General features: G+C 51.6%; 14 protein-coding genes and 1 tRNA gene. 8 read left to right on the top strand and 7 right to left on the bottom strand.

All coding sequences use genetic code 11. The features are described 5' to 3' along the window. Positions 1 to 98: 98 nt before the first annotated feature. On the bottom strand, positions 99 to 323 hold the full coding sequence (locus tag MWU63_RS05870; RefSeq protein ID WP_247077232.1) for a hypothetical protein: 225 nt from the start codon (positions 321 to 323) through the stop codon (positions 99 to 101). 94 nt (positions 324 to 417) lie between these two features. Here MWU63_RS05870 and MWU63_RS05875 point away from each other — a divergent pair, with 94 nt between their 5' ends. Then, positions 418 to 1305, top strand: coding sequence for a LysR family transcriptional regulator (locus tag MWU63_RS05875; protein ID WP_247077234.1), 888 nt, complete (start codon positions 418 to 420; stop codon positions 1303 to 1305). Positions 1306 to 1736: 431 nt separating this feature from the next. Here the strand turns inward: MWU63_RS05875 and MWU63_RS05880 are convergent, their stop codons facing one another. From MWU63_RS05880 to MWU63_RS05895, 4 genes are all read right to left on the bottom strand, one after another. Further along, entirely contained in the window at positions 1737 to 2300 is a 564-nt protein-coding gene (locus tag MWU63_RS05880; RefSeq protein WP_348646216.1) for a recombinase family protein, read from the bottom strand. A gap of 81 nt (positions 2301 to 2381) precedes the next feature. Continuing rightward, the gene (locus MWU63_RS05885) at positions 2382 to 2939 is read right to left on the bottom strand and encodes a hypothetical protein (protein WP_247077236.1); all 558 of its coding nucleotides are present in this window, start codon (positions 2937 to 2939) and stop codon (positions 2382 to 2384) included. A 106-nt stretch (positions 2940 to 3045) separates the two neighbouring features. Beyond that, positions 3046 to 3132, bottom strand: a tRNA-Leu gene (locus MWU63_RS05890). 133 nt (positions 3133 to 3265) lie between these two features. After that, on the bottom strand, positions 3266 to 4636 hold the full coding sequence (locus MWU63_RS05895; RefSeq protein WP_213888433.1) for a peptidoglycan-binding domain-containing protein: 1371 nt from the start codon (positions 4634 to 4636) through the stop codon (positions 3266 to 3268). 116 nt (positions 4637 to 4752) lie between these two features. Between MWU63_RS05895 and lipB the strand changes: the two genes are divergently transcribed. The 5 genes from lipB (at position 4753) to MWU63_RS05920 (ending at position 9313) form a co-directional block, all read left to right on the top strand. Beyond that, complete coding sequence (gene lipB / locus MWU63_RS05900; RefSeq protein ID WP_213888434.1) at positions 4753 to 5412, top strand: lipoyl(octanoyl) transferase LipB; 660 nt, start codon at positions 4753 to 4755, stop codon at positions 5410 to 5412. Between the two features lie 118 nt (positions 5413 to 5530). Further along, a complete protein-coding gene (locus MWU63_RS05905; RefSeq protein ID WP_213888435.1) occupies positions 5531 to 5944 on the top strand; it encodes a cytochrome C in 414 nt (137 codons plus the stop codon). A gap of 184 nt (positions 5945 to 6128) precedes the next feature. Next, positions 6129 to 7799, top strand: coding sequence for a cytochrome c oxidase subunit 1 (locus MWU63_RS05910; RefSeq protein WP_213888436.1), 1671 nt, complete (start codon positions 6129 to 6131; stop codon positions 7797 to 7799). After that, a complete protein-coding gene (locus MWU63_RS05915) occupies positions 7800 to 8339 on the top strand; it encodes a DUF2244 domain-containing protein (RefSeq protein WP_213888437.1) in 540 nt (179 codons plus the stop codon). A 47-nt stretch (positions 8340 to 8386) separates the two neighbouring features. Next, positions 8387 to 9313, top strand: a complete 927-nt coding sequence (locus tag MWU63_RS05920) for a DMT family transporter (RefSeq protein ID WP_213888438.1) — start codon at positions 8387 to 8389, stop codon at positions 9311 to 9313. 56 nt (positions 9314 to 9369) lie between these two features. On the opposite strand, the gene MWU63_RS05925 is transcribed toward MWU63_RS05920, so the two are convergent. Further along, positions 9370 to 9828, bottom strand: a complete 459-nt coding sequence (locus MWU63_RS05925; RefSeq protein WP_213888472.1) for a GatB/YqeY domain-containing protein — start codon at positions 9826 to 9828, stop codon at positions 9370 to 9372. Between the two features lie 201 nt (positions 9829 to 10029). On the opposite strand from MWU63_RS05925, the gene carA reads away from it, so the two are divergent. Together carA and MWU63_RS05935 are read left to right on the top strand one after the other, a co-directional pair. Next, positions 10030 to 11205, top strand: coding sequence for a glutamine-hydrolyzing carbamoyl-phosphate synthase small subunit (carA, locus tag MWU63_RS05930; RefSeq protein ID WP_213888439.1), 1176 nt, complete (start codon positions 10030 to 10032; stop codon positions 11203 to 11205). Between the two features lie 95 nt (positions 11206 to 11300). Then, positions 11301 to 13199 (top strand): glycosyltransferase family 2 protein, encoded by a 1899-nt coding sequence (locus tag MWU63_RS05935; RefSeq protein WP_247077238.1) that lies wholly within the window; start codon positions 11301 to 11303, stop codon positions 13197 to 13199. Here MWU63_RS05935 and MWU63_RS05940 read toward each other — a convergent pair. After that, complete coding sequence (locus MWU63_RS05940; protein WP_213888441.1) at positions 13196 to 13840, bottom strand: GntR family transcriptional regulator; 645 nt, start codon at positions 13838 to 13840, stop codon at positions 13196 to 13198. The genes MWU63_RS05935 and MWU63_RS05940 overlap by 4 nt on opposite strands. Positions 13841 to 13867 lie beyond the last annotated feature (27 nt).

A 13867-nucleotide genomic window follows, 5' to 3' on the forward strand; every position in this document is an offset into this window, starting at 1 on the left:
CACAGCCTCCGGAGAAAACTGCCGCTCAACCAGAGCTCCGTTTACCCCTCTTCGTGTAGGTTTGGTTTTGTCACCTGACGCGATTCGCCGACAGTCACTCAGAATTGACCGGGATAGATCTGCATCATGCTTTGAACATCCAACTCACCCTTAGAGGCGTCCGGATTCCGGTTCAGCATTTCGTGGATGAACTCTCGTCTGTTGCGCGTATCTTCCAGCGCTTCGCCTGAAATCGGAGAACTGCTGAAAGATGCAGAAAAGCGTTCCCAAATTGAGCCAAAGTAGGTCTGGAGCGCAGGAAAAGGGATAACTTTAGATGTCACGGCTTTGTTCCTTCAGTTGGTAAATGTCACCTTTGAAGTTACCCGCCGAGCCATATCTCTAGAATTACGTTTGATATTGTGCTGTTCTACAAAAATGAAGAACGGTTTTCGCAGTTGGTCAGATGTCCGAATGTTTCTGGCGGTTTTCCGGGAAGGATCAACGCTGGCGGCATCGCGCATATTGAACGTGGCCCAGCCAACGGTAGCCCGGCGTATTGACGTGCTGGAAAACGAACTTGGACTAACCTTGTTTGAGCGCGACACGCGCGGCTTCAAACCGACAGAGATTGCACGCAGCCTTGTGCCATTCGCTGAGGCCATCGAAAAAGCAGCGTCGGAATTTTCAGAGAAAGCGAATGAACTTACAGAAATGCGGCCCATTCGCGTCACGGCATATTCCGGAAATTTCTCACCTCGCGTAACTGAAATCTTCAGTGAGTATTCTGCGTTGAACCCCAACATAGCCTTTGAATTTGTACCCAGCGTGAAGGTTCTGGGCCTTGAAGGTGGCGAAGCCGATATCGCATTACGCATCACTAGCAACGAGCCGCAACAGAATCTCATCTGTCGGAAAATCAGCACCGCGCGGTGGTCGCTCTATTGTGCTCGGAGCTACGCCGACAAACACGGGTTACCAGCCGATTGCGACAGACTGAGTGGTCACCAATTTGTGACGTTCAAGCGTGACGATGTGCCCGCTGCATTGCACGATTGGCTCAGTCGTCATGTTTCGCAGAACGATATAGTCATGTCGTTCGGCGAAATCGACCTGATGCATGCCGCAATCAAAGCGGGGCACGGATTGGGCCTCATGAACGACAAGCTAGCGGAAATGGATGATACATTGATTCGCTGTTTCGGCCCGATCGAAGAACTGTCCAGGCAACACCTGATGCTTATTGCTCCGGAGGCATATCGCCGCCCCGAAGTGAAGGCATTTGTGACATTCTTTGCACCGCGATATGCAGCGGTTTTCAAATAGGCCATCTTCCAGTTCCAGCCCTGTCTTCAATGTCCTGAGTGGGCTCACAACCGCCAATCGCTGCAATTTGAATGAACGAATGCTTTCGAACATACTCCCCCCCAAATTCGGCACGAAAAGATTCAATGTAAGAAGGACTGCCCTAATAGGGCCATTTTTTAATAAAAATGGAAAAATTTACTAGCCCCAATCACATTAGAGAGCATGGAAGTAGTTTAGGGTTAGAAAACGTACAATATCAGGCGCTGGTAGCCACTGACCCGTTCCGAGTAGATTGAGATAGGCCCCCAAAAGGAGCCCCCGGACTCCCTTGTTAGACTGCTGACGCAGTCCACCGCAACACACCGACCCGGATTGTTCCATGATCAGTGAGCTTCTGTGTGGTGTGGTGGTGGCGTCGGGTATTGGTGGTTGAACGCGTCAGCGTCGGATTACATCCCCCAGCGCTGTAACGTAGCTTCGCAGGCATCAGATTTATCCCTGATGCGTAAGACGGTCTGACGGGCTACTCTAGCTTCTCTGGCAATACCGCTGACTGTGCGACCACCTTGCGCCAGCATGGTTTGAACTAGGTCGAACGTCTCGCGTGTGTAGCTTGGCTTCTTGCCTCTGTATTTCCAGTCAGCATCAGGTGACGCCAGCGCATGGGCGATGCCAGCCTGACGCGCTTCCTTCTTAGATGTAGCTTCAGCCAATGCCGCCATAAATGCGAGGATTGCAGCACGTGCTGCTTTCATGGTTGGGTCTGAAAGGTTATGATCTGCCTCAAAGGTCATGCCGTTAATAACCGTGCGAACCGTTATGCCTTTCGTATTGAAGTCCTCAATTACTTTCTTCACATCTTCATAGTCACGGCCTAGGCGGCCCACCCAACGCACCAGAAGCGTGTCGCCAGCCTGTAGCAGGTCGAACAGGCGTTTGCCCTGATCACGCTCTTTCAGCTTCATGGAGATACCTGACACGCCGTGATCCACAATCACGTTCTCATCCTTGATGTCGTACCCGGCATCACGCGCCTGCGTTAGCTGGTGCTATGATGTCTGCCCAGTCGTACTCACACGCTTGTCCGAGACGTTTCAGAATTTTCCATCAGCGTTAGCGGATACCCTCATAGCTTCCAACACAGCAGCGTGCCCTATACGGTCCAGATGAATTGACTCTGCTGTTTCTTCATCCAGCGGCACCTTGCGCACCGGATTTGATCGCTGAAATACACACCCTTCACCTCGCAGGTAATCGACGTCCCCACCTTCGACATCGAAACTTTCTTCTTGTGGCGTGGCGGCCTTCATAAACTGTAGGGCAACTTTCCCTGCTTCGAACTTCTTGGCGAGTTCGTCGACGCCACCTGCATCCTCCAGCAACTTTCGTTGATCCGAAGGTAGAACTTCTGCCAATCGCTTCCACTCGGCCTCGCTTCGCGCCTTGGCCATTTGTGCATCCATGATGGTGCGAAGCGCGCGAATTTTCCTTTCGGCGTCTTTTGGGTCTTTGGTTTTCAGGCTGACACGATGCATCTCCTTGCCGCCATAGAGGTGAAGCACCTCTTTGTAGACACGGATATTGGAAAAATACCCGGCGAAACCGCCCTTTCGGTTCTTTTTCTGAATCGTGTCTTTGACTTTCTCCGGCATCTTTCGCACCCCTGCGTCACACATGATTGTGTGACACAATGTGTGACGCAAGAAAAGCCTTAGGGCCTTGTTTTATTGAATCTTTTTGTTTTCAAGGAGATGGTGATGGTGCGGTCGAGAAGACTCGAACTTCCACGGGTGTTACCCCACAGCGACCTCAACGCTGCGCGTCTACCAATTCCGCCACGACCGCACGTGATCAGGTAGTTGGCGCTTATTAGCGAGTCGGATGCGGGATGTGAAGAGGTTATTTTGACAAAGCCGAGGGGCGCCTACCGGTCGCCCCTCAGATATTTCTACTCGGTGCAAACTGCCGCGCGAAGTCCCTAAGGATTCAAGGAAAACGTTGGCAGCGTTGTGACTGGCTGAACCGTTTCGGTTTCGCCTAATGCAGCTTGATCATCCTGACCATTGGCTTGGTAGGCCGCGCGGCGGATCAATGCGTTTCGGTCTGGATTCCCAGGTGCAAAGACGGCCGTCGCCCCATTGTCGGACGCATCAAAGCCAATCTGATACCATGCAAGCGCCAAATCAGGCCGCGTGCTGGTGCCAAACCCTTGCGATAGATGGTGTCCCATCAATTCGCCATACACCTGCTCTCCCAGAACCGTCAGCAACAACGCTGAACTCAACGCGACATCTAGGTTGTCGGTGCGATAGCCAACTGAGAGACAAATTTTCGCCGTGCCGGACAATTGGGCAGGCGACATTCCTGTCGACAGAATAAAACCGCTAACGTCCTGCATCACCTGATCATGCGGCTTCAGCGACAACGCAGCTACATAGTCTTTCATCGCAGGCCCGAACGCTTCGCACTGCGCCTCTATTTGCGCATTGGTTGCACCTTGCACCCGGCTTGCAAGGTCTTCGCCCTGCGCAATCGCGTAAGTCCGTGCCAGACAGAATTGTTCATTCAAGGCAAAGTTCGGATCCGACATAGACGCTTCGGTTACAAAACCACCGTTGCTGTTTGTCAAAAGACTGACTTGGTTACAATGCGATGCAAGCGAACGCTGATTACCACTATCCGCCATAAAGTTTGGCAGGCTCACCATTGCGGTTTGTTCGGTATCGGTCGAGCCTTCAATTATTGCGATTATTTCCGGCACATCTTTTGATGTTGAGGCCAGTGTGTTTTCGTCCGCACCTTCAGGATCATAGCCGTTTACCGTCTTGCCAGCGGATTGAGGCAAAGGCTGGTTATAGGTGCCGTTCGCCTGGTCCCTGTAGGTTTGAAGAAGGCCTTTGGAGCCATAGGGACTTGAGGCGACAATCTGAGTTGTTTCATAACCGCCGGAAATGGCCCGGTGATATGATGAAACCAGGAAATCCCGTTCGTAATGCGTAAGCTGGCCCGTTGCCGGATACCCCATGAAAACCTGATACTGCGAAATCGCGCCGCGTGAGCGCCGACCCAACTGGCCATCTGGTGTTCCGGCAGGGAAACCAAAATAGTTCAGCGATGTTTGAGTCTCGCGGTTGGCGGCGCGTGTTGCGCTGCTTACTGATGTATTGCGGGTCGTCTGTGTGGTCGTTGTGCGCCGTTGATTGTTTGTCGCACTATTTACGATAACACCCCCGATGACGCCGCCAATTATACCCCCTACAATATCCCCCCCGTCAGCAAGCACTTTTGAAGCTGGTGAAAAAGCGAGTGCACCCGCAAGACAGGTCATTACTATGCGCTTTGAAAACATGTGCGCCTCCTATAAACAACTGTTGCTTTATAAGCGTTATTTTAACACAGAGCCGCTAGCCGATCTGCGTAAAAGATTTATAAAGTTGAGCTAACTGGTCAGATTTGAGGCTGAAAATGGTAGAATGGCTGACCTCTCGAGGCTTGGTTCCGTACGAAACGGCCGTGGCCGAAATGGAAGCGCGCGTTGCGCGAATCGTCTCGGGCGAAGCAACCGAAGCTATCTGGCTCCTCGAACACCCCCCTCTCTATACAGCAGGAACCTCGGCCAATTCTGATGATCTGACAGACCCTGGCCGGTTTCCAGTCTATGACAGCAAACGCGGTGGCCAATATACCTACCATGGCCCTGGACAGCGCGTTGCATATGCAATGCTGAATGTGGGAGAGCGTGGGCGAGATGTGCGCAAATTCGTCAACCAACTTGAAGAGTGGGTGATCGCAACCCTTGCAGAATTTAATGTCAAAGGGGAACGCCGGGAGGGGCGTGTTGGTGTTTGGGTCGTGCGTCACGATAAACCACTTAACGCGGATGGCACCGCGCAAGAAGACAAGATTGCTGCAATAGGTGTTCGTTTGCGAAAATGGATCAGTTTTCACGGAATATCCATAAATGTGGAACCAGATTTATCCCATTTCGATGGAATCGTACCCTGTGGCATTCGGGAACATGGTGTCACAAGTCTGGTTGATCTGGGGTTGCCCGTTACCATGATGGATTTGGATGTCGCGTTGAAACGCTGCTTCCATAGAATTTTCGAAAGCGAACCTGTTTGACCGCAACAGTGGTACTAAACCAGCACACCAGAAAAACTGCGACAACATCCCCCCTTTAACTTACAGGATAAATCCTATGTTTTAGGCGCGACTCCCTTCCTGTTCAAACGAGGTCAAAATGAAACCCATTACACTGATAGCAGCTCTTGCGATTTCCACAGCTGCGCTGCCAGCATTTGCTGAAGGCGATGCCGCTGCCGGAGAAGACGCTTTCAAAAAGTGCAAATCCTGTCATGCAATCGCAAATGGCGACGAAGTTATCTTTCGCGGTGGACGCACCGGGCCAAATCTTTTCGGAATGATCGGTCGTCAGGCCGGAACTGTTGACGGCTTTCGTTATCGCGATGATCTGGTCGCAGCTGGAGAAGCCGGTCTTGTTTGGGACCAAGAATCGCTTGCTGAGTATGTAGCCGACCCAACAACCTTTCTTCGCACCTATCTCAGCGATGATTCTGCGCGCTCGGGGATGACCTTCAAACTGCGCGAAGGTGGCGAGGATGTAGCCGCATATCTTGCAACGTTCAGCGAGTAATTAGCCGGAAAAGCTATCTAAATGGCATTGGGAGCGACAGAAAAACCCAGTTGAGCCAGAAAAAATTGCCCTGCGGCGCAGTGGATCATTGCCCGCAGGCCGATACCATTCTAATAACGTACCGGAACGTGCCGCAAAGTTAGTGACTTTTGCGCCTTAATATTTTGGGAACTGGGAGGCAGACATGGCCGACGCAGCCATTCATGGCCACGAACATCATGATGAACGCGGGTTCTTTACCCGCTGGTTTATGTCAACAAATCACAAAGATATCGGGATCCTTTATCTTTTCTCGGCCGCAGTTGTTGGCCTGATTTCAGTCCTCTTCACCGTTTACATGCGGATGGAGCTGATGGAACCCGGCGTACAATACATGTGTCTTGAAGGTGCGCGCTTTGCCGCTTCTGATGCGACCTGTACGCCAAACGGGCATCTTTGGAACGTGATGATCACTTATCACGGCGTCCTTATGATGTTCTTTGTTGTTATTCCTGCGCTTTTTGGCGGTTTCGGTAACTACCTGATGCCGCTGCAAATCGGCGCGCCGGACATGGCGTTCCCGCGTATGAACAACCTGTCTTTCTGGATGTTCATCACCGGCACGATGCTGGGTGTTGCGTCTTTGCTGTCTCCGGGTGGTAATGGGCAGTTGGGGTCTGGCGTTGGCTGGGTTCTGTACCCACCTTTGTCTACCACCGAAGGCGGCTATTCGATGGACCTGGCGATTTTTGCCGTTCACGTTTCGGGTGCGTCGTCCATCCTTGGTGCGATCAACATGATCACCACCTTCCTGAACATGCGCGCACCGGGCATGACCCTGTTCAAAGTGCCGCTGTTTTCATGGTCAATCTTTGTGACAGCCTGGCTGATTCTTCTCAGCCTGCCGGTTCTTGCTGGCGCGATCACCATGCTTCTGACAGACCGGAACTTCGGAACAACCTTCTTTGACCCTGCTGGTGGCGGTGATCCCATTCTGTACCAGCACATTCTGTGGTTCTTTGGTCACCCTGAAGTTTACATCATCATCCTGCCCGGCTTTGGCATTATCAGCCACGTCATCGGAACATTCGCTAAGAAACCAATCTTTGGGTATCTGCCGATGGTCTGGGCCTTGATCGCGATTGGCGTCCTCGGTTTTGTCGTGTGGGCACACCACATGTACACCGTTGGTATGTCGCTGACGCAGCAATCTTATTTCATGCTGGCGACAATGGTTATCGCGATTCCAACTGGGGTGAAAATCTTTAGCTGGATCGCAACTCTCTGGGGTGGTTCGATCGAATTCAAAACCCCGATGCTCTGGGCGTTTGGCTTCCTTTTCCTGTTCACCGTTGGTGGTGTAACCGGGATCGTGCTTTCGCAAGCGGGTATCGACCGGGCCTACCATGACACCTACTATGTGGTTGCACACTTCCACTATGTGATGAGCCTTGGTGCGGTGTTCTGTATCTTTGCAGGTGTCTATTTCTACATTGGTAAAATGTCGGGCCGTCAGTACCCTGAATGGGCAGGTAAGCTGCACTTCTGGATGATGTTCATTGGGGCAAACCTGACCTTCTTCCCACAGCACTTCCTGGGACGTCAGGGTATGCCACGCCGCTACATCGACTATCCTGAAGCCTTTGCTTACTGGAACGTCTGGTCGTCTTACGGCGCATTCCTGTCATTCGCTTCGTTCGTGTTCTTCATCGGTATCGTGTTCTACACGCTGAAATACGGTAAACGCGTAACCGAAAACAACTACTGGAACGAATACGCTGACACGCTTGAGTGGACACTTCCGACACCTCCACCAGAGCATACATTCGAAATTCTTCCAAAGCAGGAAGAATGGGACAAAGGCCACAGTCACTAAGTGCCCTACGAATGGACTGGAACTACGAAAGAGGCCTCGGGTAAATCCGGGGCCTCTTACGCGTTTTCTGACGGACACCCGCCCGTTTGCACGCTATCGCTATGGCCCTTTAGGTCGCTTCCCAAGCGCGGATTCGTAATTTTTATTGCTGCCACATGCATATTGCTTCTGCTGCCGCTTCTGCCACTTCTGGGCACACCTTTCGTCTGGACCCTACTTCCGTTCCTGCTTGGTGCCGTTGCACTGATCTGGTACTTCCTCAATCGCAGTTACTGCGATGGTGAATTGCTTGAACTTCTTTCTATATGGCCCGACCGAATTGAATTGATCCGCCACAACCCACGAGGCCCGCAGCAGGAATGGTCAGCAAACCCTCATTGGGTACGCGTACAAATCCACCCGGCCAGCGGCCCTGTTCCAAGCTATGTCACATTGACCGGTGAAGGGCGCGAAGTCGAAATCGGCGCTTTCCTGAGCGAAGACGAACGCAAGGCGCTTTTCACCGAGATTAACGAGCAACTTTCATATTTACGACCTTAAGCACGTTTCGGGTCGTATCCTGCATATAACGTGAATATTTTGCCCCCATGGTACAACAGCAAGACATACCAACCCGCGCATGGATGGAACTCTGCCTTCTCGGTTTGATCTGGGGCGGAAGCTTTCTCGCCATTGCGATCACACTGCGCGAAGTGGGTTTTGTCACCAGCGTTGCACACAGGGTCTTCTGGGCCGCGATTCTGCTTTGGGGGTGGGTGGCGTACCGCGGTCTGCCAATTCCGCACTCACCGCGTCTCTGGCTGTCCTTTCTTGTGATGGGAATTCTGAACAATGTGCTTCCCTTTTCGCTGATGGCCTGGGGGCAACTTCACATAGAGTCTGGCCTGACTGCAGTGTTCAATGCGGCAACCGCTATTTTTGGCGCATTGGTCGCTACCGTAATTTTTCCGGACGAAAAGCTAACGGTCCGCAAAACTATGGGTATAGTTGTTGGCTTTGCAGGGGTTGCGACAGCGATTGGGCTTGAGTCTTTTCGCAACTTCGACATTCGATCTTTGGCACAGTTGGCGGTAATAGGCGGTACAATCTCTTATGCCTTCGCCAGCGTCTGGGCCCGCATTCGTCTTAGTGGTCTCGCACCAGAAGTTGCGGCTGCCGGTATGCTGACCGGTTCATCTGTCGTGATGGTGCCAGCAGCCTTTATTATCGACGGTGTGCCGAGCTTCGCAGTTTCAAGTTCAACGCTCCTTGCAATTGGATACTACGTTTTTTTCGCAACGGCCGGGGCCTATTTGCTGTATTATCGCATACTCGCCCTCGCAGGCGCGTCGAATACGATGCTTGTAACGCTTTTGGTCCCGCCAGTTTCCATCGTTTTAGGCGCAATTGTTCTGAGTGAATCTCTTTCGACCAACGTCTACCTGGGACTGTTCATGCTGCTTTCCGGGCTTCTCATTCTTGACGGTCGTTTGTTTCGGAGGTTCAGACGCGCAAAAACAGAGGGTACCAAATAACCCCCAGACACCAGATCGCGTCTGAGCGTTATCAGTCTGCAAACTAACAGAATTGATCAACCGAGCCGATCTTTGACCATTGGTCCAACACGGCCAAAATCCATTTGCCCCGTGTATTTCGATTTTAGCGCGCTCATGACTTTTCCCATGTCGCGAATTGATTCTGCGCCAACAGAAGCAATCGCTTTGTCGATCGCTTTCTGCGCGTCTTCTTCGGACAATTGCTTTGGCAGAAACGCCTCGATAACGGTGATCTCGCTCAACTCTTTCTCGGCAAGTTCAAGCCGCCCACCTTCTTCGTACGCCCGTGCACTTTCGTGCCGCTGCTTAACCATTTTCCCAAGGATTCCAAGGATATCCCCGTCTGTCAAACGGGTTTCTTCACCCGTACCACGCATGGCGATTTCACGGTCTTTGATGGCTGCGCTGATCAGGCGGAGCGTTGAGAGACGCTCTGCATCTTTACTTTTCATCGCTTCTTTCAAAGCCGAACTCAGTTTGGTCTGCAAGTCCATCGGCATCCTTATCCTCAAGGCTTCCATTTACGTCATAAGGATGTGACCTTACCCGCAGATCGGAATTGTTACAACCTTGCAACATATCTATAAGTTATTGTTTTTTATAGATAACACAAATTTCCTATTTCCGGCTTATCTCCTTGACCCCGGCGCGCAACGCACTTAGTTTCTCGAAAATTTGAGCCGGGGAGTCGCATAATGTCTACCGCCAGCACCGCGAAAACTGCTGAAATAACTTCACAAACAAAACGTACCGCGTGCCTTGTGTTGGCGGATGGGAGCATTTTTTACGGCGTCGGATTTGGCGCAACCGGTGAAGCACAGGCAGAGCTTTGTTTCAACACGGCGATGACAGGCTATCAGGAGATCATGACCGACCCATCCTATGCTGGTCAGATCGTCACTTTCACTTTCCCACACATCGGAAACACCGGTGTTACCCCAGAAGACGACGAAACGACCGACCCGGTTGCAGCTGGCATGGTTGTAAAATGGAACCCGACAGAATCGTCAAACTGGCGCGCAACAGAAGAGCTTACGGAGTGGCTAAAGCGGCGCGGCAGGGTAGGTATTGGCGGTATCGATACGCGGCGCCTGACGCGCGCAATTCGGCAGCAAGGTGCGCCACATGTCGCCATGGTCCATGATCCGGACGGCAACTTTGACATACAGAAACTTGTTGAAAAAGCGCGCGCTTTTCAGGGCCTTGAAGGATTGGATCTCGCCAAGGACGTGACATGTGCCCAGTCTTACAACTGGAATGAAATGCGTTGGGCTTGGCCAGAAGGCTATACCCCACAAACTGCACCAAAGCATAAGGTCGTCGCCGTCGACTACGGTGCGAAACGCAATATTCTGAGGTGCCTGGCCTCGGCTGGCTGCGATGTCACTGTTTTACCCGCGAGCGCGACTGCCGAGGATATTCTGGCGCAAAATCCAGACGGACTTTTCTTGTCGAACGGGCCTGGCGATCCGGCTGCGACCGGTGAATATGCAGTCCCTATGATCAAACAGATCCTCGACACATCAGATATTCCTGTTTTTGGCATCTGTCTTGGCCATCAAATGCTGGCCCTGGCACTTGGTGCAAAAACAATAAAAATGAACCACGGACATCACGGCGCGAACCATCCGGTGAAGGACCTTGACACCGGCAAGGTCGAGATCACGTCAATGAACCACGGCTTTGCGGTCGATAGTCAAACATTACCCGACAATGTTGTTGAGACGCATGTATCATTGTTTGATGGCTCAAATTGCGGTCTGCGCATGAAAGATCGGCCCGTGTTCTCTGTGCAATACCACCCGGAAGCCAGCCCCGGCCCTATGGACAGTTACTACCTCTTCGAGCGTTTTGTCGAAGCGATGAAGTAAGACAGAAGCATAAATAACCTTTTGTTAACATTAGCTTAACTCAACATTAACTCAGATTGCGGAACTCTGATCTCAGCCAATTGGACTGATTTCGCATGATGCACGTTAAACCACTTGAAAGAACTGCGGTCACGACCCGCGTCGTTCCGGCGAAAAACACACGCCTTTTACTTGGCCCGCTTCTTGTGGAACGCGGAGATCTCAAGCCCGAAGATTTGGAAAGAGCGCTGGCTCTCAAAAAACGTCGCGGTGCGTGTCTTCGCAACGTTCTGCTGACACATAATATGGTTAACGAAAACAACCTGTTTCTTGCTTTAAAGGAACAATGGCGTTGCGAAATAGCCGATCTCGAAAACACACCACCTGACCCGGAACTCATAAACCAGGTAGGGCTTATAACCTGTATTCGAAACTGTATTGTTCCATGGAAGCGCATTCCAGGTGGAGTTGTCTATGTAACCGCTAACCCGGAACGCTTTGACAAATTCGCGCGCTCGCTGCCCCAACAGCTCGGAACACCTCGTATGATGATTGCGCCGGAACACGCCATTCACACGTCATTGATCCATCAGCGAAGCGACAACCTTGTAGAACGTTCAGAAAAGCGTGTGCCAGTGACCGAAAGTTGCCGATCATGGAACAGTAAAGCGCTGCGTATCAGCCTTTTTTTCTTAACGATGGCTTTGATCTTTGGGGTGCTGCTCGCTCCATCTGTTGTGTTTGGGTTGTTTTCCGGATGGGCCATAATCACGCTGGGTCTATTTGCTATTCTGAAAATCGCCGCAGTTGTTACCCAATTGCGAAAATCGAGACCCGCAGAGATTGCAAATACAGCCTTGTATCGGGAGAACACAACAGCCATTCTGCCGACCGTCTCTGTGCTTGTTCCATTGTACAAAGAACAAGAAATCGCACAGCAATTAATACATCGCCTGAAACGCCTGACATATCCGAAAGAGTTTCTTGATATCTGCCTTGCGGTTGAGGCGGACGATGACACAACCCAAAACACGCTTGCCGAAACGAGTTTACCACGATGGGTGCGCACAATTATTGTTCCCAAGGGACAGGTGCGCACCAAACCGCGCGCGTTAAACTTTGCGCTCGATTTCTGCAGGGGCTCGATTATCGGTATCTACGACGCCGAAGATTCCCCTGACCAGGACCAGATCCAAAAAATCGTTCGCCGATTTAGCGAATGTGGTCCCGAGGTGGCATGTTTGCAAGGTATTCTTGATTACTACAACGCGCGGACAAATTGGCTATCTCGTTGTTTTACAATTGAATATGCGTCTTGGTTTCGGCTTGTCCTGCCCGGTCTTGCAAAGCTAGGTTTCGCCATTCCGCTTGGCGGAACCACGCTTTTCGTTCGGCGCGATGCCCTTGAAGAACTTGGGTGCTGGAATGCACACAATGTGACCGAAGACGCTGATTTGGGTATCCGACTTGCCCGCCACGGTTACAAAACCGAATTGGTTGATACCGTGACACAAGAAGAAGCAAATTGCAGGTTTGTGCCCTGGATTAAGCAGCGTTCCCGGTGGCTTAAAGGATACGCCATGACTTGGGCAGTCCACATGCGTTCGCCACGATTATTGCCACAGCAACTTGGTTGGCGGCAATTTTTTGGCTTTCAGCTGGTTTTCCTCGGCACACTTTCACAATTCGTACTGGCGCCTTTTCTTTGGTCTTTCTGGCTGATTATGTTTGGCCTTTCGCACCCTCTTTCAGAGGTCATGTCAGGAAACCTTGCCATCTTTTTGGCCGCTTTGTTTTTATTTGTGGAGCTTACGTCCGTTTGTGTCGGCATCATTGCGTTTTCGCGCAAAAAACACAGCTTCCTCAAATGGTGGGTGCCAACGCTCTTTTTTTACTTCCCGCTCGGTGCAATCGCATCCTACAAAGCACTTTACGAGATACTAACGCGGCCATTTTACTGGGATAAAACAAAACACGGTGTATTTGAGCCAACACCGACTAAAACCAAAACTTAGGACCCTGCGTCGGCATCCAGTTTCAGCCGCGTTTCAAAGGCCTTTGAAATGTGAGCTTTTAGCGCTTGATAGGCGGCTTCACCGTCCCCATTCTCAATAGCGGAAACGATATCGCTATGTTCCTGAAGCGCACCTTCCCCCCGCCCTTCGGCCGCAAGTGATGTTGACGCCAAAAGCGCCATTGACCGGTGAACAAGGTCAAGTTGCTGGACAAGATACCGGTTGTGCGATGCCAAATGAATCTGTTTGTGGAACCTCCGGTTGGCGCGCGACAGCGCGTTGGGATCGCTCAGAAGTTTCTGATCATCCTCAACCATCTCACGTAGAACGCGCACCTCTTCGGGTGCGGCGTGGCGCGCTGCAAGACGTGCGGCCAGCCCTTCAAGCTCTGCACGCACAACATAAAGCTCTGCCAATTGATTATGGTCCAGCGAAGCAACAATCAGGCTCCTGCCATCGCGCGTTAGCATTGACTGCGTTTCCAAACGCTGCAGGGCTTCGCGAATTGGCGTACGCGACATTCCAAAACGCTCTGCCAGATCGCTTTCAACTAGTCGCGAACCGGGTTTGTAATCCCCGATATCAATCGCTTCCAGTATCAATGTATAGGCGTCTTTTTGCGTTTGCTTTACTTCTGCCATCGAAATCTCCGCGTCTGACCGTGCAGG

It is taken from the genome of Pseudohalocynthiibacter sp. F2068, assembly GCF_023015645.1.
Lineage (GTDB): Bacteria > Pseudomonadota > Alphaproteobacteria > Rhodobacterales > Rhodobacteraceae > Pseudohalocynthiibacter > Pseudohalocynthiibacter aestuariivivens.

Bases quoted from the DNA above. Each gene is read 5' to 3' on its own strand.
- MWU63_RS05940 (WP_213888441.1), bottom strand. From the start codon at position 13,840: ATGGCAGAAGTAAAGCAAACGCAAAAAGACGCCTATACATTGATACTG.
- MWU63_RS05920 (WP_213888438.1), top strand. From the start codon at position 8,387: ATGGTACAACAGCAAGACATACCAACCCGCGCATGGATGGAACTCTGC.
- MWU63_RS05935 (WP_247077238.1), top strand. From the start codon at position 11,301: ATGATGCACGTTAAACCACTTGAAAGAACTGCGGTCACGACCCGCGTC.
- MWU63_RS05895 (WP_213888433.1), bottom strand. From the start codon at position 4,636: ATGTTTTCAAAGCGCATAGTAATGACCTGTCTTGCGGGTGCACTCGCT.
- lipB (WP_213888434.1), top strand. From the start codon at position 4,753: ATGGTAGAATGGCTGACCTCTCGAGGCTTGGTTCCGTACGAAACGGCC.
- MWU63_RS05925 (WP_213888472.1), bottom strand. From the start codon at position 9,828: ATGGACTTGCAGACCAAACTGAGTTCGGCTTTGAAAGAAGCGATGAAA.
- MWU63_RS05910 (WP_213888436.1), top strand. From the start codon at position 6,129: ATGGCCGACGCAGCCATTCATGGCCACGAACATCATGATGAACGCGGG.
- MWU63_RS05875 (WP_247077234.1), top strand. From the start codon at position 418: ATGAAGAACGGTTTTCGCAGTTGGTCAGATGTCCGAATGTTTCTGGCG.
- MWU63_RS05905 (WP_213888435.1), top strand. From the start codon at position 5,531: ATGAAACCCATTACACTGATAGCAGCTCTTGCGATTTCCACAGCTGCG.
- MWU63_RS05885 (WP_247077236.1), bottom strand. From the start codon at position 2,939: ATGCCGGAGAAAGTCAAAGACACGATTCAGAAAAAGAACCGAAAGGGC.
- carA (WP_213888439.1), top strand. From the start codon at position 10,030: ATGTCTACCGCCAGCACCGCGAAAACTGCTGAAATAACTTCACAAACA.